Genomic DNA, 21,645 nt, shown 5'->3' with positions numbered 1-21,645 from the left:
GTTATGACTGCTGTTTTAGCTGCTCAGTGTAATGTTGTTGAGGGAAGCTTTGCGATCAATGTAGCTGTTCCAACGGCAGGAATTGCACCATATACTTTCAGTGTGGACGGAGGAGCCTTCCAGACGCGTACAGCGCCGTTCACCGTGACAGGACTTTCATCAGGAACCCACACTGTGGCAATCCAGGATGCAAACGGATGCGGGAACACAGCGACAGTAAACATCTTGGCACCTTTAGAGTTGCGTTCAGAAATTACGACATTGTCTACTTGTCATAATGCAAATGGAGAAATTACATTATTTGCTACTGGCGGAACTGTATCAACTCCTAGCAGTTACATTTATACAAAAGACAACTGGGTAACATCTCAGACTAGTTCACTATTTACTGGTTTAGGAGCAGGAACTTATATTTTTAAAGTTAGAGATATTGTCACACTATGTGAAAAACAAGTTAGCGAAACTATTGAAGATGCTACAGATGTAACTGGTATTACATTAACACCTTACAAAGCATCTTGTTTTGGTAGTACAGATGGACGTATTGTTGTAAGCTTAAATGTTTCTAATAATAATCCTGTTTATATGTATAGCCTTGTTGGTGGTACAATAACAAGAGGGCCTCAACAGTCGAATGTTTTTGATAATTTGCCTTACGGAAATTATACAGTTACAGTTACTTCGGGAAGAGGATGTTCTAATTCTGCAACAACATTAGTTGATCAACCAGCTCAAATTGTTGTTAATGCTCCATTAATTACGCAGTATACTTGCACAACAGGTACAAATACAGCTGTAAGTGCAACTATAACAGTTAACTCTGTAACAGGTGGTGCGGGAGCAGGACATTATATAGTTTATGAATTTACTAGAGGAACGACCGTAGTACAAAGCGGACCTTCTAATGTTTATACTGAAACTGGTTTTGCAGGAGGATCTTACTCTGTAAGAGTTATTGATGAAAATTATTGTGTGGGCACTTCAACGGCACCAATTGTGATTAATCCATCTTTTGCTATTGATAAGATAAATACAGCAGTTGTAACTCCAATTACTTGTTTGAATAGCGAAACAATGCAGGTTACGGTTACTACAGTTGGCGGAACACCAGCATTGTTAAATTATACATTAACAAGTGTTACTGGTGCACCTTATAACAGAACAAATACCAACGGTTTATTTACAGATTTAGGTATTGGACATTATAACATTACAGTAGTGAACCCAGCGACTGGTTGTTTGATAAAAGGTTATTATGAGGTATTGGATCCTAATACATTTAAAATAGAGGCTAAACCAATCAATGGTAAAATTTGTTATGGTACTGCTGATGGAGTTGTTGATTTAACATTCATTGATAATGAAGTTAATCCACGAGATGATGCAGGTAGATTTACTTACACTATTTCGGGTCCAGTTCCAAGTTCTGGCACTACAACAAATGCAGGTCCTATCAGAATTTCTAATCTTTTGGCTGGTGAATATACAGTTGTAGCTACATTGATCGACGCTCCAACGTGTACAGTTTCAACTGTATTTACGATTGAACAGCCTGATGCGTTGTTGACTTTAACAGAAGTTCACACAGCAATCACTTGCGTGTCAGGTAACAATGATGGTACTATTACGGTAACAGCAGCTGGAGGGTGGATTGGAGATTATGAATATGAATTAGTTGGACCAGTGAGTGTAAACTATTCAGATCAATTCACTTTTGAAAATCTGACAGCTGGACACTACATTGTTAATGTAAAAGACAGTAGAGGATGTATTGCTACTGCTATCGTTGACTTAGTTAATCCAACGCCAATTGCATTTACCGCTTCATCTGATGTTAATGTGGTATCTTGTTTCGGTGGAAAAACCGCGACAATTACAGCTACAATTCCAACAGGAGGTCAAGGAACTAATTATACATATACATTAAATTATAATGTTAATGGTGAAGTTGCTTCTGTGGGACCACAAACGTCTAACGTGTTTAGTGGTTTAGGATCTGGAACTTATACAGTAATAGTTAGAGACGGATTTAGCTGCGAGGCAACATCAGCTCCAATAACAATTACAGATCCTGCTATTGTTGAAGCAAGCTTAGTATTAGACAAATCAATCACTTGTTTAACTGATGCTAGACTTACATTAAGTGCAACAGGAGGAACAGGACCTTACACTTATAGTGAAGACGGTACTAATTATAGTGCAAGTTTTAATTCTTCAGTTACTTTCCCAGTATCAGTTGGATTACACCATTATTATGTGAAAGATAGTTTTGGATGTGTTGGTTACATTTCTAATGATGTTATTATTGATCCATTAGCACCTTTAACTATTGATTTAGATACTTCTAGCGCAGTTGTAAACTGTAAAGGAGATAGCAGCGCATTAATTCTTGCCGAAGCGAAAGGTGGTTTAGGTAATTATGAATATTCATTATTAAATGAGTTAAAAGTAGAAATCAGACCAGCTCAACCAGAAGGAATTTTTGCTGATCTACCTGCAGGTAAATATATTATCCATGTTAAGAGCGGTGATTGCCAAAAAGATTCTGAAGTAATAACAGTTGGAGAACCAGCAAATGCTTTAGTTTCTAGTTATCAAGCTTTCCCGGTTAAATGTTTTGGTGATAAAAATGGTAAAATTGTCATTACTGCTTCTGGTGGTACTGGAGTTATCAAATATGCAATCTCACCAAACTTAGCTCAATTTGTTGATAATAATGTATTTGATAGATTAGAGGCCGGTAAATACCAAGTAATTGTTCAAGATATTAAAGGATGTACTTCAGTTTATGAAATTGAGATAGGTTCACCTACTTTACTGATTGCTTCTGAAATTCCAAATACCATGATTCCTGAGGTTTGCGAAGGAGACAAGGATGGTGCATTCAGTATTCAGATAAAAGGTGGAACTGCTCCATATTTTGAAAGCTTGGATAAAGATAACGGACCATTCTTGCCAGTTGTTGGTACAACTAAAGATTACAGCAACTTGTCTGGAGGTACACACAATGTATACATTCAAGATAGTAATGGTTGTATTTCTGTAGTGGAAATTGATATGCCATTACCAGTAATTCTTAAGCCAACTGTTGAGATTAACTATGACTGTGTTAACAATATGTCTGCTAATATGGTAACAGTTGATCCAGGATTTGACAAGCATTCTGAAATAGATTATCAGTTAGATGGTACAGGTACTTATCAAGTAAGCAACATCTTTACAAATCTTACTCCTGGTAATCACTTTATCAATGCGAGACATACAAATGGATGTGTAGTACCAACGAAGAGCTTCGAAATCAAAGCTGTTCAGCCATTAGCAATTGCTTTATCTGCAGGACAACCAGAAATGAACGTAATTTCAGTAACAGGTTCAGGTGGAGCTCCAGCTTACGAATACAGTTTCAACGGTGAACCGTTTACATCTTCTAATACTTATAAAATCTACAAATCTGGAGATTATGAGGTAATTGTTAGAGATCAAAATGGTTGTACGGCTAAAATGATAATACCAATGACATATATCGATGTTTGTCTGGATAATTACTTTACTCCTAACGGAGATGGTGTTTATGATACATGGGGTCCTGGTTGTACAAATATTTACAATAACCTTGATTTCTCAATCTTCGACAGATACGGTCGTGTAATTGCTAAATATCATTATGGTCAAAAATGGGATGGAAGATACAATGGTGAAGAATTGCCTTCTGGTGATTACTGGTATGTTCTTAAACTAAATGACGAGAAAGATGCAAGAGAGTTTGTTGGACATTTCACTTTATACAGATAACAAAATAATGCCCCTTATGATGTTGTCTAAAAAAATTATTACAATGAAAAAATTATTTTTATCCTTAGTACTCATGGCTGTAACAACAGGTTACAGCCAAGAGTTAAACCTACCAGTGTTTACCCAGTATTTAGCTGATAACCCTTTCGTGCTTTCACCAGCATATGCAGGTATTGGAGACAACCTTAGAATTCGTGCCAATGGTCTTACTCAATGGGTCGGAATCAAAGATGCTCCTGAAAACCAATCGCTTTATGCCGATTTTAGAGTTTTAGATCGTTCTGGGGTTGGAATCTCTCTTTATAATGATAAGAATGGTTACACAAGACAAACCGGTGCAAAAGTTTCATTTGCGCATCATATTATTTTAGATTATTATTCGAAGCAATATTTGTCTTTCGGACTTTCGTATAACTTTAATAGTTTCCGAATTGATATTGATGAATTCAATAACACGATTGAGCACCCTATTTTAGATCCATCTGTTACAGATAATCGTTATACAGGAAATAATAACTTTGATATTAGTGCCTTGTATCGTAACAAGAATTTCTATTTGAGTTTTAACGCAAATAACGTTTTAAAGAAAAACACAAATAAATACAGAGGTGTAGAACCTAATCTACTTTCTAACTATCAGGTTTATACAGGATATGTTTTTAAAGATGGGGAAAACAGCCGTATTGAATATGAACCATCAGTCTTCTATCAGTATTTCGCAAGTGATAAACGTTCTACAACCGATTTTAACTTCAAATACAGACGTTATAACCGTTACGAAGATTATTATTGGATTGGAGTTTCGTATCGTTTCCTAAACGATCAGTTTCCTAAACCATTATCTGTTGGGCCAATGGCTGGTTTCATGAAGTCTAAATTCTACTTCGGATATTCTTATCAGGTAATGTTCAACGATCTTGGAAATTACAATACCGGTACGCACGTAGTTACTATCGGATTCGATTTCTTACAGTCTATCAGTAACTGTCCTTGTACTCAAGGTCCTGTTCACGACTAATATTTACAGTTGAAAGTACTGCAGTCTGGATTTTCATTTCTATTTTAAAGAGAATCTAAAAGTAAATTTTTGCTGCAGTACATTTAACTTTATAATGGTATAAGCAACCATTTTTATCTTTTTTAAATATAAATTTGTTTTTTTCATAATTTACATCGTTTTCGTTGTTATTGGTAGGTTATTTTTACATATTTCAAATTTAATACTACTTTAAAAGTTCTATATTTGTTTTTCTTTCAAAAAATTAAAAAATTATCAAATGAAAACTTTAAACGATTTCGATTTTAAAAATAAAAAAGCGATCATCCGTGTTGACTTCAATGTGCCATTGGATGAAAATTTTAATGTAACGGATGCAACTCGTATCGAAGCTGCAAAACCAACAATTGACGCGATATTAGCTCAGGGTGGAAGTGTTATTTTAATGTCACATTTAGGAAGACCAAAAGGTGCTGAAGAAAAATATTCATTAAAACATATTTTAAAAACAGCTTCTGAAATTTTAGGTGTTGAAGTTAAGTTTGCTACTGATTGTGTTGGAGAACCAGCTCAAACTGCTGCTAAAGCTTTAAAACCAGGTGAAGTTTTATTACTTGAAAATCTACGTTTTCATGCTGAAGAAGAAGCTGGAGATGTTGCTTTCGCAAAAGAATTAGCTTCTCTAGGAGATATTTATGTAAATGATGCTTTTGGAACAGCTCACAGAGCGCATGCTTCAACAACAATTATTGCACAATTTTTTCCAACTGAAAAATGCTTCGGAACATTATTGGCAAAAGAAATTGAGAGTTTAAATAAAGTTCTTAAAAATAGCGAGAAACCAGTTACTGCTGTTCTTGGAGGTTCTAAAGTTTCTTCAAAAATCACGGTTATCGAAAATATCTTAGATAAAGTCGATCACATGATTATTGGTGGAGGTATGACTTTTACTTTCGTTAAAGCACAAGGTGGTAAAATTGGTGATTCTATTTGTGAAGATGATAAACAAGAATTAGCACTTGAAATATTAAGATTAGCTAAAGAAAAAGGAGTTCAGATTCATATTCCGGTTGATGTTATTGCTGCTGATGATTTCTCAAACACAGCAAATACTCAGGTGGTAGATGTAACTGCAATTCCTGATGGATGGCAAGGTCTTGATGCAGGTCCTAAATCATTGGAAAATTTCAAAAAAGTAATTTTAGAATCTAAAACTATTTTATGGAATGGCCCATTAGGTGTTTTTGAAATGGAAACATTTTCAAAAGGAACTATCGCTTTAGGCGATTATATTGCGGAAGCTACGCAAAATGGTGCTTTTTCATTAGTAGGTGGTGGTGACTCTGTTGCTGCTGTAAAACAGTTCGGTTTTGAAGACAAAATGAGCTATGTATCTACTGGTGGTGGGGCAATGCTGGAAATGTTAGAAGGAAAAATTTTACCTGGAATCGCTGCGATTTTAGACTAAAAAATCACAATTAACATTTTTTTGCATATTTTTCATTGGTAATCTATTTAAGTTTGCAAAAATACGATTGCTATAATTGTTTGAATTATAGGATTTTAAAAAAATGTTATATGATTATAAAGAAAATCTCCTTAGCGGTTACAGCTCTTTTTTCGATAACGATGTTTGCGCAGGAAACTGCAACAACTTCGCTGGATATAAAACCAGAAGTAAAGCTGTCGTACTTAGATTCTGTTAAAAGTTCTTTCAAAAGAGACGAAGTGGCTACAAAAGTCGATAGTCTATGGATGAACGAATGTTTGAGTTTGGATATCTACAATGAATTTTCAAAAGATATTCAGACCGTAAATACAGATCAGGATGTTAATGCCGAATTGCCAACAGAGCTTTTAAAACAGCGTTTGCAGGCAATGAATGAGAAATCTCCTTTTAATATTGAATACAACCAGGGATTAGAAAACATAATAAAGTCATTTCTTAAGAATCGTAAAAAATCGTTTTCCCGATTAATGGCTTTATCAGAATATTATTTCCCAATTTTTGAAGAAGCTTTTGCCAAACAAAATATTCCTTTAGAAATTAAATATTTAGCTATTGTAGAATCTGCTTTAAATCCTAAAGCAGTTTCTAGAATGGGCGCCACAGGTCTCTGGCAATTTATGTACGGAACCGGAAAACAATACGCACTTAAAATCGATTCTTATGTCGATGAACGCAGTGATCCTCTAAAAGCAACTGCTGCAGCTTCAGATTATTTTTCTAAAATGTTTACTATTTTCGGCGACTGGGAGCTTGTTTTGGCTTCTTATAATTCAGGTCCCGGAAATGTTACAAAAGCAATTCGTCGATCTGGAGGTCAAACAAAATATTGGGATATTCGTAATAATCTTCCAAAAGAAACACAAGGTTATGTTCCGGCTTTTTATGCGACAATGTATCTTTTTGAATATCACAAAGAACATGGAATTAACCCTGAAAGAGCTCTCGTTAAAAACTTCGAGACAGATACCGTAAATGTTAAAAGCGAAATGTCATTCAAACAAATTGCCGATTTGTTAGACATGCCGCAATCTCAAATACAACTTCTAAATCCTTCTTATAAACTAAATGTTGTTCCATTTTATCAGGGCGAAGATCATTTTATTCGTTTACCAAAAGATAAAATCGCAACTTTCGTTTCAAACGAAGATAAGATTTATGCCTACGTTAGACATCAATCAGAAAATAAAACAATGCCAAGTCGTTTGGCCTTAAAAGTTACACCAAAAGCAAAAGCGCAACTAGACAAAGCAATTTATACAGATGTTAAATTGTACAAAGTTCAAAAAGGAGATAATTTAGGTACTATTGCTGAAAAGTATGATGTTAATATCAGTGATTTAAAGAAATGGAATAATCTTAAATCAAATTCAGTTGCATTAGGAAGAACATTAAAAATCAAATCTGATGTTGATCCGGTTAAAGTTCTAAAAGAACCTAAAGTAATTCCTTCAATAGAGAAAAAATCAGAAGAAGCTATTGCTGTTGTTGATGATAAAGAAAAAGCAGGAGTTCAGTCTCAGGAATATGTGGTTGCTGCCGGAGATAATTTAGGAAGCATCGCTAAAAAATTCGGTACGACTATTGCTGATCTAAAAGAGCTTAATAATCTAACATCAAACAATATTGGTCTGGGGAAAACTTTAGTAATTTCTAAAGAAATTCCAGCGGTTGAAGAAACGGCAACAGTTAATACAGCAATTGCGTCAAACGCTTCAGTTGATTCTTTCAAAAAGAAAACAGCTTCTGCTAAAAGTATGAGCGAAGATTATTACGTTAAAAAAGGAGATTCATTATATAGCATTTCTAAAAAATATCCTGGAGTTACAATTTCAGATATTAAAAAATGGAATGGCATTAAAAACGAAGATCTAAAACCGGGAATGAAGCTCAAAATAAACGGATAATAAAAAATCTTACCTAAATTTGGGTTTTATTTCATAAATTAAGAAAATGAATAAAACCCATTTTTTATTGGTACTAATCCCGTTTCTGTTGATTTCGTGTTTAAAAAACGAAAAACAACCGCAACCTGTTTCTGGTAAAACCAATACGATTTCTGTCATTATTGACGATCAGTTGTGGTATGGAGAAGTGGGTGATAGTATTCGAAATAAATTTGCCTCGCCAGTTTGGGGACTTACCCAGGAAGAACCTCTCTTTACAATCAATCAATATCCCGCCAGATTACTCGAAGGTTTTGTTACCGATAGCCGAAGTATTATTGTGGTTAAAAAAGCGGCAACAGATAAATTCGAAATTATCCGAAGCAAAGCATTACCTCATAATACCTTTCGGATCTACGGAAAATCAATAGATGATATTATTTGCAGTATCGAAATGAACGGTTCGCAAATCATTAAACTCATTCGTGATGCCGAAATTGAAAAAATTCAACAAGACAATAGTAAAGCGCTATTAAATCCTGCAGTGCTTAAAAACAAATTTCACATCAATCTGCAAATCCCGATTGGCTATGAATATATGTTGCACAAAAAGAATTTTATTTGGCTGAAGAAAGAAATTATCAGCGGCAATACAAGTCTTTTGATTTATCAGGTTCCCATCAAACAATTGACAAAAAGCTCCGACATTGTTGGGAATATTGTTAAAATGCGCGACTCAATCGGACTTTACATCAAAGGCCGTGAACCTAATACTCAAATGATTACGGGTGAAGCTTACGCACCTTATTTCTCGACTATTTCTTTGGATGGAAAAAAGACTTTTGAAACCAAAGGAACATGGGAACTTAAAAACGATTTTATGACGGGTCCGTTTATCAATTACGCCATTGTGGACGAAGCTTATAATCGAATTTTAGTTATCGAAGGTTTTTGTTACTCGCCATCCAATCAGGAAAGAGATTTAATGCTGGAATTAGAAGCGATTATAAAATCGGTAAAGATTGACAAAAGATAGTTTGCATTTTCATACTTTTGTTTTAACAAACATTAAATCAATTAATTATGAAAAGTTTTTATTTAGGATTATCAATGTTAGTGGTGTGTTTTGTTTCTTGTAAAAAGGAAGTAAAACCAGAAACGGAAGCCGTTACAGTTACGGATAGCGTTAAAACAGAAGAACCAATTGCAGAAAAACCTCTTGACTCTGCAACGCAAATGAAATTATGGACGGCATATGCAACACCTGGAACTGCCCACAAAATGATGGCAGATGAAACCGGAACCTGGAATTGTGATATGACTTTTTGGGAAGAACCTAACGGAAAACCTAGTAAAGCGACTTCTACGGCAAATGTCAAAATGATTCTTGGAGGACGTTATCAGGAAGCAATTTATAACGGAACCATGATGGGACAGCCATTCGAAGGTAAAAGTACTCTTGCTTACAATAATGCGAGTAAAGAATTCACCACTACTTTTATTGACAATATGGGTACCGGTATGATGGTGGCAATTGGAAAATATGATGAGGCCAGTAAAAGCATGAATTTAAAAGGAGAAATAGTGAGCCCATTGAATGGTAAGAAAACACCTTATCGAGAAGTGTATACTTTTGTTGACGCCAATACACGTAAGATGGAAATGTATGACACAAAAAACGGAGAGGAATATAAGAGTATGGAAATCACAATGACAAGAAAATAAGAATTGTTGAAGTCATTTAAATCGTATAATTAAGTCCCGATTGTAACCTGCAATCGGGATTTCTTTTGTGAATTGCTTCTTAAATATTGATTTTTGAATTAATTTAGTCGTTTCAAATTAAGTTTCTTCTAATTTGGAGAAAAATAGACATAAAGAATACTAGAATGGAATTAAAATGGAAAATAAAGCCGTTTGACGCATTAACGGTTCATGAGTTATATGATTTGCTCAAAGTGAGAAGTGAGATCTTTGTCGTGGAGCAAAATTGCGTTTATTTGGATCTTGATGGTAAAGACAAGAAAGCATTACATCTAATTGGTGAATACGATGGAAAAGTGGTAGCTTATTCTCGTTTGTTCGACGCAGGAATAAGTTTTGATAATGCCTCAATTGGAAGGGTAGTTGTTGATGCCAATTATCGTGATAAAAAATGGGGACACGATTTAATGCGTGAAGCAATTGCAGGAATTAAATCAAATTATGGAAAAGATAAAATTACAATCGGTGCACAATTGTATTTGAAGAAATTCTATGAAAGTCATGGTTTTGTGCAAACAAGCGAAATGTATCTGGAAGATGATATTCCGCATATTGAAATGATTCGTGGAAAATAATAAAATGAATTTCATCTTAAAGCAATTATGTTGCGATAAAATTCAGTATCAATTATTGTTTTTATAATGCGCTTTAATACAGTGAAATAACAACTTCGTTTAAAGTTTAACTTTAAGTATTTATAAAAGGTTTATATTTTAGTAATCAAAAACTCTACACGTCTATCAAAATCATCTCCAAGTCCTAAAGGATATTTATTGCCACAACCCTGATAAGTCATTCTGTTTTTGGAGATTTTTTTAGTGGCTAGATAATTAAAAACGGTTTTGGCACGGTTCCAGGAAAGTCTTCTTTCTTTAGTGTCTTTGTCAATTCCGTCACTATAAATTTCAGGAGTGCAACAAACGTGACCTCTAATTTCAAATTGAATTTTTTTGTCCGTTTGAAGTTTTACAGCGATTTTATCCAATTCTTTTTTTGATGCAGCAGTGAGTTTTGAACTGCCAATATCAAATAATATGTTGTCTAAGTATATTTTATCGCCAACTTTTAAATTATCTTTAAAAGAGGTATAAATACCTTTTCCAAAACTATTACGTTTCACAACAATCAAATCAACACGTCGATTTTTTGAACGCGTTTCATGAAGGTTTTCGACGGTGTCTGGTCTTAAAACAACACGTCCTTTTCCTTCTAAAATAACTATTTTACTTTGATTGAAGCCAGTCGAAACCAAGAGGTTCTGAATCGTATTGGCACGATTATTTGATAATCTAAAATTATAGTCATCATTACCGCGATCATCACAGTATCCGTAAATTTGTATCGACTCAACTCTTGTGGTGTCAATACTTTTAATGAAATTAGTTACAACTTCGGTTTGTTTGGGAGTAAGATCATATTTGTCAAACTCAAAATAAATGGTTTCAATAGGTTTTTGCTGCGCCGATAAATTGTAAATAATAAACAGAAATAGGGCTCTACAAATATTCATTATTTTTTACATTTTTAAAATCGTCTTGTACTCGGTTTGGTTATTTAAAATATTAACTGCTTTTTTAATTTCTGAATTGTTTTTAATATAAAACTGATATAATCCTTCCTGATATTGGTATCTTTTGATCAATTCTTCCTGAATTAATCCTCTGATCTCTTTTTGGTTTTTATCCAGTAAGGTCGTTTCGCTTTTTTCAAGTGCTGCTAATAATTGCTGATATTCCGGAGCAATTGTTTCGTCTATTTTTTCTGTTTTGGCTGCTGCCAAAGTGTTTTTTAAAGCCACTTCGGTTTCTGTATCAAAACTGATTTTGTTCGCTTTTAAGTACTGCTTAAAGCTTGTATAATCTGCATCGGTCAGTACCGGAATCTTATCACCTAAATTTGGATTTTTGTAATAATACGTTGTTGCGTAATCAAAAATTCCGTCATTTTTCATTAATGCGGTAGTAATCGGACTCATTTTGGTTTCGTCTAATTCTATATCCGGCAAGACACCTCCGCCATCATAAACCGTTCTGCCTTTTCGGGTTTTAAAAGCATTGAAATTTTTAGCATCCGTTTTTTGAGCGACACCGTTTTTGTCTTTATGCGCATAATCTAACGCCTGAATACAACGGCCTGATGGCGTATAATAACGTGAAATAGTAACTTTTAACTGTGTTCCGTAAGTAAGATCAACAGAACGTTGCACCAAACCTTTTCCGAAACTGCGGCTTCCTAAAATAACCGCGCGATCCAAATCCTGCAAAGCCCCGGAAACAATTTCTGATGCTGAAGCACTTCTTCCATTTACTAAAATTGCTAACGGAATCTGTGTATCAACCGGTTCTTTGGTCGTTTTATACGTGTTGTTGTGCTTTTCAATTCTTGATTTTGTAGTTACGATCACTTCATTCTTCGGAACAAATAAATTACAGATATCAATTGCTTCATTTAACAAACCGCCTGGATTTCCTCTCAAATCAAGAACAATCTGTGTGGCGCCATCAGCTTTCAGTTTTTCCAAAGCTTCTTTAACTTCAGCGGCAGCTTTTCGGCTAAAATGTGCCAAAACAATATAACCTGTTTTATCATCAATTTTTCCATAAAACGGAACCGATTTGATATCAACTTCGTTCAAAACCAATTCGGTTGTAAAGGTTTTTCCCTGACGAAGGTATTTGATCTGGATTTTAGTGTTTTTTGTTCCTTTTAATAATTGCGATGCATCATCTTTAAAATCGGCAATTAAAACATCTCCAATCTGGATAATTTCATCGCCTGCTTTTAGTCCGGCTTTATCGGCAGGATAATTTTTATAAGGCTCGCGAACAATTAAACGGTCTTTTTTACGAGAGATCAAGGCACCAATTCCGGTATATTCTCCGGTATTATTGATTTTAAAATTTACAACATCTTGTTCGTTAAAGTAAACCGTGTACGGATCTAAACTTCCCAACATGCTTTTAATGGCTTTGTCCATCAAATCACCCGGATTCGTTTCATCTACATAATTGGTATTAACGGCTTTGAACAAAGTCGTGAAGATTTCGATTTGCTTGGCTATCTCAAAGAAATCGTCTTTGAAACTGGTTCCAATAAATAAAAATCCTGCGGCAACGGCTGGTATAACGAACTTCTTTTTGAGATAAGGATACATGATTTATGCTTTTTTTCTTTTTAATCTTCTTCTAATAAAATAGGCAAATACACAAAATAAGATAATAAACGGCCAAACACTTAATAATGAAATCAATAAATCAGATAAACTAAAGAATCCTGATTTAATTGCAGTCCACAGTTTTGAGCCATACGATATTTTAACACCTTCTTTTTCGGCAATTGTTTTGTAAAATTCAATAGTAATCGTGCTTTCAGAGACGCGACTTTCCAAATATTTCAGCTGACCTTCTTTGGCTTCAATCTCTTCGCGAATAGTCGAAATTTGTTCTTCAATCTCTAAAATCTCACTTACTTTGTTTGCTTTTTTTAAGATTTCAAGATAACGTTCTTCGAGTTTTTTCTTCGTTTTTAATCTGGAAGTCAGATCAATAAACTGTTCCGTAACATCTTCGGCAGATATATTTTTAACTTCAAAATAAGAAACGCCTTTAGAAATATCACTTATAAAACGATCAAAATTCTGGCTTGGTACTTTGACCGTAAGATTCCTAAAAACAGTTGCAAAATCTTTTCCTTCAGAATCGTTTATTATTCTTGCTTTATTGGTAGAAACTGCTTTTTGAATTTGATTGAAAGTAGTTTCAAGATTATCGGTTTCAAATCTTAAAGTCGCTTCTTTTATGATTTTCTGTTCGATTTTTTGTTTGATCGCCGGAGCTACAGGATCTGGATTTTTGTCGTAAGAATCTGACTCGCTTTTAGGAGGAAGTTTTACCGTTTGAATAGACATTGCGCTTACTTCCGATTCGGCAGATTTGTTGCAGCCAGAAAGAATTAAAACAAAACAGAAAAAACAGAAAATATATCTCATAAAGTTTCAATTTAGAGCTAAAACTACAATTTTTTTATAATTTTTTGTCCAATTTGATAAACAAAGTTGTTTTTTGAGATTTAGATTTCTGTTTTAGTTTCAGAATCTGTCGTTTTGTTTATTTGTTGCAGAAATTTCTCAAACAACTGAATCGTTTTGTTGTTGATTTCTTCATAAGATAATTTGTCTTTGGTCTGATAGAAAAACATCAGAGAATAAGGCTGTTCCACATTATCCCAAAGCAAATGTTTGTTTAATCGATAGGTTTCTCTAAGAACGCGTTTGAAATAATTTCGGTCAACGGCTCTTTTGAAATATTTCTTAGAAACCGAAACACCAATTTTAATTTTTTCTTCTGAATCAGCTTCCGCTTGACGGTAAACCAAACGCAACGGATATTTAGAAACCGATTTTCCTTCAGAAAACAGTAAACCAATTGTCGTTTTGCTCTTTAAGCGTTCATTTTTAGGGTAAGTGAAGTTCATTTAATTCAGAAAAAAGTTGCAATTTTATAGGCAAAGGTACAATTAAACCATAAAAGCGGTTATTGTTTTCAATTTTTATACCGCTAAAAATTTATTTATTACTTTTGGCAATTAATTTTTTTAAGCATGCAAAAGATAATTTCGTATCCCATATCCGTAATTTACTATTTATGTTTTGGATTGTGTCTGATTGTTTTTCATCCGATACAATGGATTTGCCTAAATGTTTTTGGCTATCAGGCTCATAAAGTTAGTGTTGATTATTTGAATTTTTTCCTTTTAAGATGTACCAATCTTGTAGGAACCAGATATACCATCGAAAATAGAGAGACAATTCCCACGGGAGTTCCGTTGATTTTTGTGTCGAATCACCAAAGTATGTACGATATCGTCGCAATGATTTGGTACTTTAGACGTTTTCATTGTAAATTTGTAAGTAAGAAGGAGTTAGGTAGCGGAATCCCGAGCGTATCTTTTAATTTACGCCATGGAGGATCAGTCCTAATTGACCGTAAAGACCCAAAACAGGCAATTCCGGTAATCAAAGGCTTGTCTGAATATATTGAAAAGAATACAAGATCTGCAGTAATTTTCCCCGAAGGCACAAGAAGTAAAACTGGTAAACCAAAAGAATTCGCCCAAAGCGGTTTGAAAATTCTTTGTAAATATGCGCCATCAGCGTATGTAGTACCAGTGAGTATCAACAATTCATGGAAAATGGTAAAATACGGGTTTTTCCCGGTTGGTTTAGGAAATCACCTTACCTTTACCGCACATAAAGCAATGGCTGTAAAAGATTATGATTTTGCCGAGTTAATGCAGTTGACAGAAAAGGCAGTTGTTGAAGGAGTAAACGAGTATAAATAGATTTTTGTTTTCAGAAATAAAATGAAAATAGAAATCGCAATCTTAAATAAGTAATGTCTATAAAAAACATTAGATTAGAAGTAATGCAGTTTTTGGAAAAAAACGTGGATAGCTTCGTAGAACAGTATTTAATTCCAGTAGAAAAAATTTGGCAACCGTCAGATTTTCTACCTAATTCTGAAGGAGATAATTTCTTTGAGGAGGTTAGAGAATTACGTGAAATTGCCAAAGAATTACCATATGATTTCTGGGTAACTTTAGTAGGTGATACTATCACTGAAGAAGCTTTGCCTACTTACGAATCCTGGTTAATGGATGTTGAAGGAATCAATCAGGTTGAAAATGGTGGAAACGGTTGGTCTAAATGGATCCGTCAATGGACCGGAGAAGAAAACCGCCACGGTGATTTGCTAAATAAATACTTGTATTTGTCTGGTCGTGTGAACATGCGTGAAATCGAAATGACAACACAGCATTTGATCAACGACGGTTTTGATATCGGAACTGGATCTGATCCATACAAAAACTTTGTATATACCAGTTTTCAGGAATTAGCAACCTATGTATCGCACAATAGAGTAGCCCAAATGGCTAAGAAATTTGGTGATAACAAGTTGTCTAAAATGTGTAAAATGATTGCTGGTGACGAGATGCGTCATCACCATGCTTATAGCGAATTTGTTACACGTATTTTTGCAGTCGATCCAAGCGAAATGATGTTGGCGTTTCAATACATGATGAAACAAAAAATCGTTATGCCAGCTCATTTCCTGAGAGAATCTGGTCAAAAGATCAGCTCAGCTTTCGAACAATTTTCTGATTCTGCACAACGTATCGGTGTTTACACTGCCAACGATTATGTAGATATCATGCAGAAATTAATTGACAAATGGGAAATTGACAAAGTTTCTAATTTGACAGATGAAGCAGAAAAAGCACGTGATTACTTAATGAAATTACCAGCTCGTATGGCAAGAATTTCTGAAAGATTAGTAATCCCGCAGGAATCTCACATTTTTAAATGGGTTGAACCTGCGAGACTTTAAAATTTTAGATTGCAGATTTTAGATTTTAGATTGTTGATTAACGATTTTAAAATTGATTTTTGCAATTGATATTGATATTGTAAATATTGTTGATTGCTGAGGTTTTATAAACTTAAGCAATCAACATTTTTATTTAAAATAGAAAACAATCAGTGTAAATCTGCTTAATCCGTGTTATCAGCGTGCTATCAACATTACAAGAATTACAAACTATGAATAATCCAGAATTAATAAATAAAACAATTGCGTTCGTAAAAGAAAAATTAAATGATGCTGAAGGCGGACACGATTGGTTTCATATTGAACGTGTTTATAAAAATGCCCTTTTAATTGCAAAAGATACTGATTGCGATTTAGTTGTAGTTCAACTTGGCGCTTTGCTTCATGATATTGCCGACAGTAAATTTCACAACGGAGATGAAACCATCGGGCCAAAAACGGCAAGATTATTTCTGGAGTCTGAGAATGTTTCTGAGGAAATTATTCAACATGTCGTAAACATCATCGAAAACATCTCATATAAAGGCGGAAATTTTGAAAAGAGTTTCTCCTCTATAGAATTGGATATCGTTCAGGACGCGGATCGTTTAGACGCGATAGGAGCAATTGGAGTTGCAAGAGCGTTCAATTATGGCGGATTTAAAAATCGTGCCTTATATAACCCTGAAATCGCTCCAATAACAAACATGAGCAAAGAAGAATACAAAAAGAATAATGCGCCGACGATAAATCATTTCTACGAGAAGCTTTTGCTTTTAAAAGATAAAATGAATACCGAAACCGGAAAACAAATCGCTGCTGAAAGACATAAATTTATGGAAACCTTTTTAGCCCAGTTTTATGCAGAATGGGAGGGTGTGAAGTAATTTTTATTCCACAAAGATTCGCCAAGAAAACACAAAGCTTCACAAAGAAATTTAAATCTCTGTGAAGCTTTCTGTTTTTGTATATCCCTCTGTGAAACTGTTTCCAAAACCTTTGTCCCTTTGAGCCTTTGCAACTTTGAACCTTCCTCTAAGAACATCCACAATTCCCATCACCACAATCCTTTTTCTTTTTAGATTTCCAAAAGAATTTTTTGATCAAAAAAGCGACCGCAATAAGTAATATTCCAAAGGCAATAATTTCTTGTATCATGGCCATTTATTTTAAAAGTTGATAAGCTAGAAGTGCAACAAAATAAGCTAAACCACTCATTAAGAAAAGTTGCATTGCCGGCCATTTCCATGAATTCGTTTCTTTTTTGGTAATCGCTAATGTACTGGCGCATTGCATCGCAAAAGCATAAAATAATAGTAACGAAATTCCTGAGGCAAAATTGAAAATCTTTTGACCCGTTACCGGATTTACTTCTTTCTGCATTTTACTTTTAATGGTTGCTTCATTGTCGCTGTCTCCAACGCTGTAAATTGTGGCCAATGTTCCAACAAAAACCTCACGTGCGGCAAATGAACTGATAATGGCAATTCCAATTTTCCAGTCGTAGCCTAAAGGTGAAATGGCTGGTTCAATAGCTTTGCCCATAATCCCGATATACGAATTCTCCAGTTTTTGAGAAGCTACTTCATTTTCAAATTGAACTTCATTTAAAGTTGTGTTGGCAAATCTTTCTTTTACAATTGTTTCGGCTTCATTAAAATCTTTTCCAGGTCCAAAAGAAGCTAAAAACCATAAAATCACAGATATCGCTAAGATAATTTTACCCGCACCAACGACAAATGCTTTGGTTTTCTCCACAACATTAATTCCGACATTCTTTAAAAGTGGCATTTTGTAGCTCGGCATTTCGACTACGAAATAGGTTTTAGAATTAAATTTCAGAATCTTATTTAAGATATATGCTGATAAAATGGCGGTTCCAAATCCTAATAAATAAAGCAACATCAACGATAATCCCTGCAAGTTTAAAATTCCCAGAACACGTTGATCCGGAATAACCAGTGAAATAATAATCGTATAAACCGGAAGCCTCGCAGAACAAGTCGTGAACGGTGTTACTAAAATGGTAATTAAACGTTCTTTCCAGTTTTCGATATTTCGGGTTGCCATAATTGCCGGAATGGCGCAGGCAGTTCCTGATATTAAAGGCACAACGCTTTTTCCTGATAACCCAAACTTTCTCATGATTTTATCCATCAGGAAAACTACACGGCTCATGTATCCGCTTTCTTCCAAAATGGAAATAAACAAAAACAAAAAGGCAATTTGCGGAATGAAAATCAGAATTCCGCCAATTCCCGGAATAATTCCCTGAGAAAGTAAATCGGTTAAAATACCGCTTGGCAATTCTGAAGCTGTCCAACTGCTTAAAGAAGCAAAAGTGCTGTCAATGAAATCCATCGGGATTGTTGACCAGCTGAAAATCGATTGGAAAATCACAAATAAAATGGCTAAGAAAATAACGTAACCCCAGAACTTATGCGTTAAAACACGGTCAAGTCTGGCGCGAATATCTTTTGCCATTGATTCATCAACTTGCAAACCTTCTTTTAAAACATCGTTTATGAATTGATATCTTTTGATGGTTTCTTTTTGTTGTAAACGTTTTAATTCTGAATGTGATTTGGTAAAAGTACTTCGGATTTCATTACGCTCTAAATTCAAAAAATTCACATCCTGCGTAATGACCAACCACAATTTGTACAATAATTGATTCGGAAAAGCATGTTGCAGTTTTTCAAAATAGGCAGTATCAATAATAGAGGCATTTAAGCAAGGTTCATGCGGAATCGTTTTGTATGAAACGATTAATTCTTTTAATTCCTCGATTCCATGACCTTTACGGGAACTTACCAAAGCAATTTTGGTTTTTAATTTTTCTTCCAGATATGGAATGTCTAAAGTGATTCCTTTTCTTTCCATACGATCAGACATATTGATGACTAAAATCGTCGGAATTTCAAGGTCTTTTATTTGAGTGTAAATCAGTAAATTTCGTTTCAGATTTTCAACATCTGTTACCACTACTGCAACGTCCGGATATAATTTATCGTTTTTGTTTAGCAAAAGTTCAATCACAACACTTTCGTCCATCGAACTGGCATTCAAACTATAAGTTCCGGGTAAATCCAGAATATTAGCTTTAATGTTATGTGGAAGTTTGCAGAAACCTATTTTCTTCTCAACCGTAATCCCGGGATAATTTCCAACTTGCTGATTTAAACCGGTAAGCCGATTAAAAACAGAAGTTTTTCCTGTGTTAGGATTCCCGATTAGGGCAACATTGATATTTTGAATGCTCATTACAAATTGGTTTTGATAAGTTCAACTTCAATTTCACGAGCAGTTTCTATACGAATGGCGACATGAGAACCGTTAATATCTAAATATAAAGGATCTCCAAAAGGAGCAATTTGAAGTAATTCGACTAAGCTGCCCGGCAAACAACCCATTTCTAATAACTTTAGAGGAATAAGATCGATATCAAAATCTTTGATAATGGCTTTTTCGCCTTTTTTCAGAGTGTGAATTGTATTTTGCAAGCTTATTTAGATTGAATTTAGATTGCAAAAATAGGCAATAATTCTTTATTTCAAGGCAATTAACAGTTTTGATTGTGCCAAAATTTACTTAAATAAGCCAAAATTTACTCTTGCGATAAGAAATCGATGTCTTCGAGAAGACGTTTGATTTCTTCTTTATTTGTTCCGTCATAAAATCCGCGAACACGACGCTTTTGATCTACCAAAACAAAATTCTCTGTATGAACCATATCGTACAATTGGTCAGGGCGACCTAATTTCACCGCTAAATATGATTTTCGGGCCATCGTATAAATTTCTTTTTTATCGCCGGTAACCAAATTCCATTTGCTGTCTACAACTCCGTATTTTATAGCATAAGCTTTTAAAACAGAAACGCTGTCGACCTCAGGAAATACAGTATGAGAAAGGAGCAACACTTTTGGATTGTTTAAAACTGCTTTTTGAACTTCTGTTAAATTTGTTGACATTTTTGGACAAATAGATCCGCAAGTAGTGAAGAAAAAGTCGGCTACATAAATTTTTCCTTCGTAGTTTTTTTGTGTTATAGTATCGCCATTTTGATTTACAAAAGAAAAATCAGCAATGGTGTGGTATTTACTTTTGTATTGAATCGTACTATCAACCAGTTCAGGATTTACATCAGAAGGATTGTAAATAGGTAATGTTTTTTGTGGCTTTAAAGCGGAATAAAATAGGGATATAGTAACAACCGAAAATACTATTAAAACAATAAAGAATTTGCGGTATTTGTATAGTAAAGATTTCATAAACAGAATTTGCCGCAAAAATACGAAAAGGAGTTTTTAAAAAACTAATTCTGTATTCCTTTTAACACGGTTTTAATCGCCACGAATTCACAAATTAAATAATAATAATTCGTGAATTCGTGGCGATTAATTTAAACTTTAGTTTTTCTAATAGACTTGTTTACCAGATACAATCCAATTAAAGTTACTGCTGCGCCAATTGCAATAGCCTGCGTTAGTGTTTCACCAAAAATAAAAGATCCTAAAACCATGGCAACTATCGGATTTATATAGACGTAAATACTACTGATTTCCGTTGGAAGATGTTGTAGCGTATAAATAAAAGCAATGAAAGTTAAGACTGAACCGATAATGATTAAGTAAGCAATTGCCCACCAGGAATTTATTGAGATTTTACTCAACGGAATATTGGCTCCTGCGGCTTCTGTAATTCCAAATAAAAACACACTCGAAATCAACATTTGCAATCCTAAGCTAAAATACGGATTAAAACTTGATGCTTTTTTCTTGGTTTCTAAAATTCCGAAAGCCCAGGTAATAGTAGAAGCCGTCATCAAAATGATTCCGAATTGAAAATCAGGTCTTAAAAAATCAGATATATAATCCATGAAAATGATACAGATTCCGCCAAAACTAATCAGAATTCCGAACAAAGCCACTCTGGCGATTTTTATACCATTAAAAAAATTGATAATAATAATCCAAATTGGAAACAGAGCACTAATAATGGCACCTAATCCGCTACTGATATATTTCACGCCCCAAGTGCTTAAACCATTACTTAAGGCAAAATTCAGTATAGATAAAATAATAATCGTTTTCCATTGTTTGCCTTTTGGCCAGGGTTCTTTTTTGATTAAAAAATAGCCAACATAAAGCAAGCCTCCCAAAAACTGACGTATAGTGGCTACCTGAAGTCCGGGCATATGGCTAACTGCTTCTTTTGATGCCAGCCAGGTGGTTCCCCAAAAGAAACTGACCCAGCATAAAGCTAAAATTGGAAATCCTATAGCTTCAATTTTTCCTGAAAAGGCATTCTGAATTTTTGCTCTCACTTTTAT

The 21,645-nt window shown here is 34.4% G+C and carries 19 protein-coding genes; 10 read left to right on the top strand and 9 right to left on the bottom strand.

Going from position 1 to position 21,645, the window contains the following annotated elements:
• From AC1RRN_RS18700 to AC1RRN_RS18670, 7 genes are all read left to right on the top strand, one after another.
• Window positions 1-3,792 (top strand): T9SS type B sorting domain-containing protein (locus AC1RRN_RS18700; protein WP_492968759.1); only part of this gene is annotated, 3,792 nt, incomplete at its 5' end.
• Window positions 3,793-3,835: 43 nt separating this feature from the next.
• Window positions 3,836-4,810: a PorP/SprF family type IX secretion system membrane protein gene (locus tag AC1RRN_RS18695; RefSeq protein WP_492968758.1), complete on the top strand. Its 975-nt coding sequence runs from the start codon at window positions 3,836-3,838 to the stop codon at window positions 4,808-4,810.
• Window positions 4,811-5,069: 259 nt separating this feature from the next.
• Window positions 5,070-6,257 (top strand): phosphoglycerate kinase, encoded by a 1,188-nt coding sequence (locus tag AC1RRN_RS18690; protein ID WP_492968757.1) that lies wholly within the window; start codon window positions 5,070-5,072, stop codon window positions 6,255-6,257.
• Window positions 6,258-6,367: 110 nt separating this feature from the next.
• Window positions 6,368-8,203, top strand: coding sequence for a LysM peptidoglycan-binding domain-containing protein (locus AC1RRN_RS18685; RefSeq protein WP_492968756.1), 1,836 nt, complete (start codon window positions 6,368-6,370; stop codon window positions 8,201-8,203).
• A 46-nt stretch (window positions 8,204-8,249) separates the two neighbouring features.
• Window positions 8,250-9,218 (top strand): DUF4837 family protein, encoded by a 969-nt coding sequence (locus AC1RRN_RS18680; protein WP_492968755.1) that lies wholly within the window; start codon window positions 8,250-8,252, stop codon window positions 9,216-9,218.
• Window positions 9,219-9,265: 47 nt separating this feature from the next.
• Window positions 9,266-9,907, top strand: coding sequence for a DUF1579 domain-containing protein (locus AC1RRN_RS18675; RefSeq protein ID WP_492968754.1), 642 nt, complete (start codon window positions 9,266-9,268; stop codon window positions 9,905-9,907).
• A 164-nt stretch (window positions 9,908-10,071) separates the two neighbouring features.
• Window positions 10,072-10,521, top strand: a complete 450-nt coding sequence (locus AC1RRN_RS18670; protein ID WP_492968753.1) for a GNAT family N-acetyltransferase — start codon at window positions 10,072-10,074, stop codon at window positions 10,519-10,521.
• A 131-nt stretch (window positions 10,522-10,652) separates the two neighbouring features.
• Here the strand turns inward: AC1RRN_RS18670 and AC1RRN_RS18665 are convergent, their stop codons facing one another.
• From AC1RRN_RS18665 to rnpA, 4 genes are all read right to left on the bottom strand, one after another.
• Entirely contained in the window at window positions 10,653-11,456 is an 804-nt protein-coding gene (locus AC1RRN_RS18665) for an OmpA family protein (protein ID WP_492968752.1), read from the bottom strand.
• 6 nt (window positions 11,457-11,462) lie between these two features.
• Entirely contained in the window at window positions 11,463-13,100 is a 1,638-nt protein-coding gene (locus AC1RRN_RS18660) for a S41 family peptidase (protein ID WP_492968751.1), read from the bottom strand.
• Window positions 13,101-13,103: 3 nt separating this feature from the next.
• Complete coding sequence (locus AC1RRN_RS18655) at window positions 13,104-13,934, bottom strand: DUF4349 domain-containing protein (RefSeq protein WP_492968750.1); 831 nt, start codon at window positions 13,932-13,934, stop codon at window positions 13,104-13,106.
• Between the two features lie 80 nt (window positions 13,935-14,014).
• Window positions 14,015-14,419, bottom strand: a complete 405-nt coding sequence (rnpA, locus tag AC1RRN_RS18650) for a ribonuclease P protein component (RefSeq protein WP_492968749.1) — start codon at window positions 14,417-14,419, stop codon at window positions 14,015-14,017.
• 126 nt (window positions 14,420-14,545) lie between these two features.
• On the opposite strand from rnpA, the gene AC1RRN_RS18645 reads away from it, so the two are divergent.
• The 3 genes from AC1RRN_RS18645 to AC1RRN_RS18635 all read left to right on the top strand — a co-directional run bounded on the left by AC1RRN_RS18645 (window position 14,546) and on the right by AC1RRN_RS18635 (window position 17,198).
• Window positions 14,546-15,286 carry a lysophospholipid acyltransferase family protein gene (locus AC1RRN_RS18645; protein ID WP_492968748.1) on the top strand — a complete coding sequence of 247 codons (741 nt, stop codon included), beginning with the start codon at window positions 14,546-14,548 and terminating at the stop codon, window positions 15,284-15,286.
• A 53-nt stretch (window positions 15,287-15,339) separates the two neighbouring features.
• Window positions 15,340-16,332 carry an acyl-ACP desaturase gene (locus AC1RRN_RS18640; RefSeq protein WP_192186584.1) on the top strand — a complete coding sequence of 331 codons (993 nt, stop codon included), beginning with the start codon at window positions 15,340-15,342 and terminating at the stop codon, window positions 16,330-16,332.
• A gap of 212 nt (window positions 16,333-16,544) precedes the next feature.
• Window positions 16,545-17,198, top strand: coding sequence for an HD domain-containing protein (locus AC1RRN_RS18635; protein ID WP_492968747.1), 654 nt, complete (start codon window positions 16,545-16,547; stop codon window positions 17,196-17,198).
• A 148-nt stretch (window positions 17,199-17,346) separates the two neighbouring features.
• On the opposite strand, the gene AC1RRN_RS18630 is transcribed toward AC1RRN_RS18635, so the two are convergent.
• From AC1RRN_RS18630 to AC1RRN_RS18610, 5 genes are all read right to left on the bottom strand, one after another.
• Window positions 17,347-17,469, bottom strand: a complete 123-nt coding sequence (locus AC1RRN_RS18630) for a FeoB-associated Cys-rich membrane protein (RefSeq protein WP_072969975.1) — start codon at window positions 17,467-17,469, stop codon at window positions 17,347-17,349.
• A 6-nt stretch (window positions 17,470-17,475) separates the two neighbouring features.
• Complete coding sequence (feoB, locus tag AC1RRN_RS18625; protein ID WP_492968746.1) at window positions 17,476-19,575, bottom strand: ferrous iron transport protein B; 2,100 nt, start codon at window positions 19,573-19,575, stop codon at window positions 17,476-17,478.
• Window positions 19,575-19,814, bottom strand: coding sequence for a FeoA family protein (locus AC1RRN_RS18620; RefSeq protein ID WP_026982352.1), 240 nt, complete (start codon window positions 19,812-19,814; stop codon window positions 19,575-19,577). The genes feoB and AC1RRN_RS18620 overlap by 1 nt, the downstream gene beginning before the upstream one ends.
• A 104-nt stretch (window positions 19,815-19,918) precedes the next feature.
• Window positions 19,919-20,584, bottom strand: a complete 666-nt coding sequence (locus AC1RRN_RS18615) for an SCO family protein (protein WP_492968745.1) — start codon at window positions 20,582-20,584, stop codon at window positions 19,919-19,921.
• Between the two features lie 131 nt (window positions 20,585-20,715).
• Complete coding sequence (locus tag AC1RRN_RS18610) at window positions 20,716-21,639, bottom strand: DMT family transporter (protein ID WP_492968762.1); 924 nt, start codon at window positions 21,637-21,639, stop codon at window positions 20,716-20,718.
• Window positions 21,640-21,645 lie beyond the last annotated feature (6 nt).

The organism is Flavobacterium sp. GW821-FHT11G01 (assembly GCF_058808175.1).
Note: the sequence above shows the minus strand (reverse complement) of the source record. Positions and strands in the feature narration are given on the sequence as shown.

Excerpts from the sequence above, each read along its gene's own strand:
- AC1RRN_RS18695 (WP_492968758.1), top strand. The coding sequence starts at position 3,836 with ATGAAAAAATTATTTTTATCCTTAGTACTCATGGCTGTAACAACAGGT.
- AC1RRN_RS18690 (WP_492968757.1), top strand. The coding sequence starts at position 5,070 with ATGAAAACTTTAAACGATTTCGATTTTAAAAATAAAAAAGCGATCATC.
- AC1RRN_RS18685 (WP_492968756.1), top strand. The coding sequence starts at position 6,368 with ATGATTATAAAGAAAATCTCCTTAGCGGTTACAGCTCTTTTTTCGATA.
- AC1RRN_RS18680 (WP_492968755.1), top strand. The coding sequence starts at position 8,250 with ATGAATAAAACCCATTTTTTATTGGTACTAATCCCGTTTCTGTTGATT.
- AC1RRN_RS18675 (WP_492968754.1), top strand. The coding sequence starts at position 9,266 with ATGAAAAGTTTTTATTTAGGATTATCAATGTTAGTGGTGTGTTTTGTT.
- AC1RRN_RS18670 (WP_492968753.1), top strand. The coding sequence starts at position 10,072 with ATGGAATTAAAATGGAAAATAAAGCCGTTTGACGCATTAACGGTTCAT.
- AC1RRN_RS18665 (WP_492968752.1), bottom strand. The coding sequence starts at position 11,456 with ATGAATATTTGTAGAGCCCTATTTCTGTTTATTATTTACAATTTATCG.
- AC1RRN_RS18660 (WP_492968751.1), bottom strand. The coding sequence starts at position 13,100 with ATGTATCCTTATCTCAAAAAGAAGTTCGTTATACCAGCCGTTGCCGCA.
- AC1RRN_RS18655 (WP_492968750.1), bottom strand. The coding sequence starts at position 13,934 with ATGAGATATATTTTCTGTTTTTTCTGTTTTGTTTTAATTCTTTCTGGC.
- rnpA (WP_492968749.1), bottom strand. The coding sequence starts at position 14,419 with ATGAACTTCACTTACCCTAAAAATGAACGCTTAAAGAGCAAAACGACA.
- AC1RRN_RS18645 (WP_492968748.1), top strand. The coding sequence starts at position 14,546 with ATGCAAAAGATAATTTCGTATCCCATATCCGTAATTTACTATTTATGT.
- AC1RRN_RS18640 (WP_192186584.1), top strand. The coding sequence starts at position 15,340 with ATGTCTATAAAAAACATTAGATTAGAAGTAATGCAGTTTTTGGAAAAA.
- AC1RRN_RS18635 (WP_492968747.1), top strand. The coding sequence starts at position 16,545 with ATGAATAATCCAGAATTAATAAATAAAACAATTGCGTTCGTAAAAGAA.
- AC1RRN_RS18630 (WP_072969975.1), bottom strand. The coding sequence starts at position 17,469 with ATGATACAAGAAATTATTGCCTTTGGAATATTACTTATTGCGGTCGCT.
- feoB (WP_492968746.1), bottom strand. The coding sequence starts at position 19,575 with ATGAGCATTCAAAATATCAATGTTGCCCTAATCGGGAATCCTAACACA.
- AC1RRN_RS18615 (WP_492968745.1), bottom strand. The coding sequence starts at position 20,584 with ATGAAATCTTTACTATACAAATACCGCAAATTCTTTATTGTTTTAATA.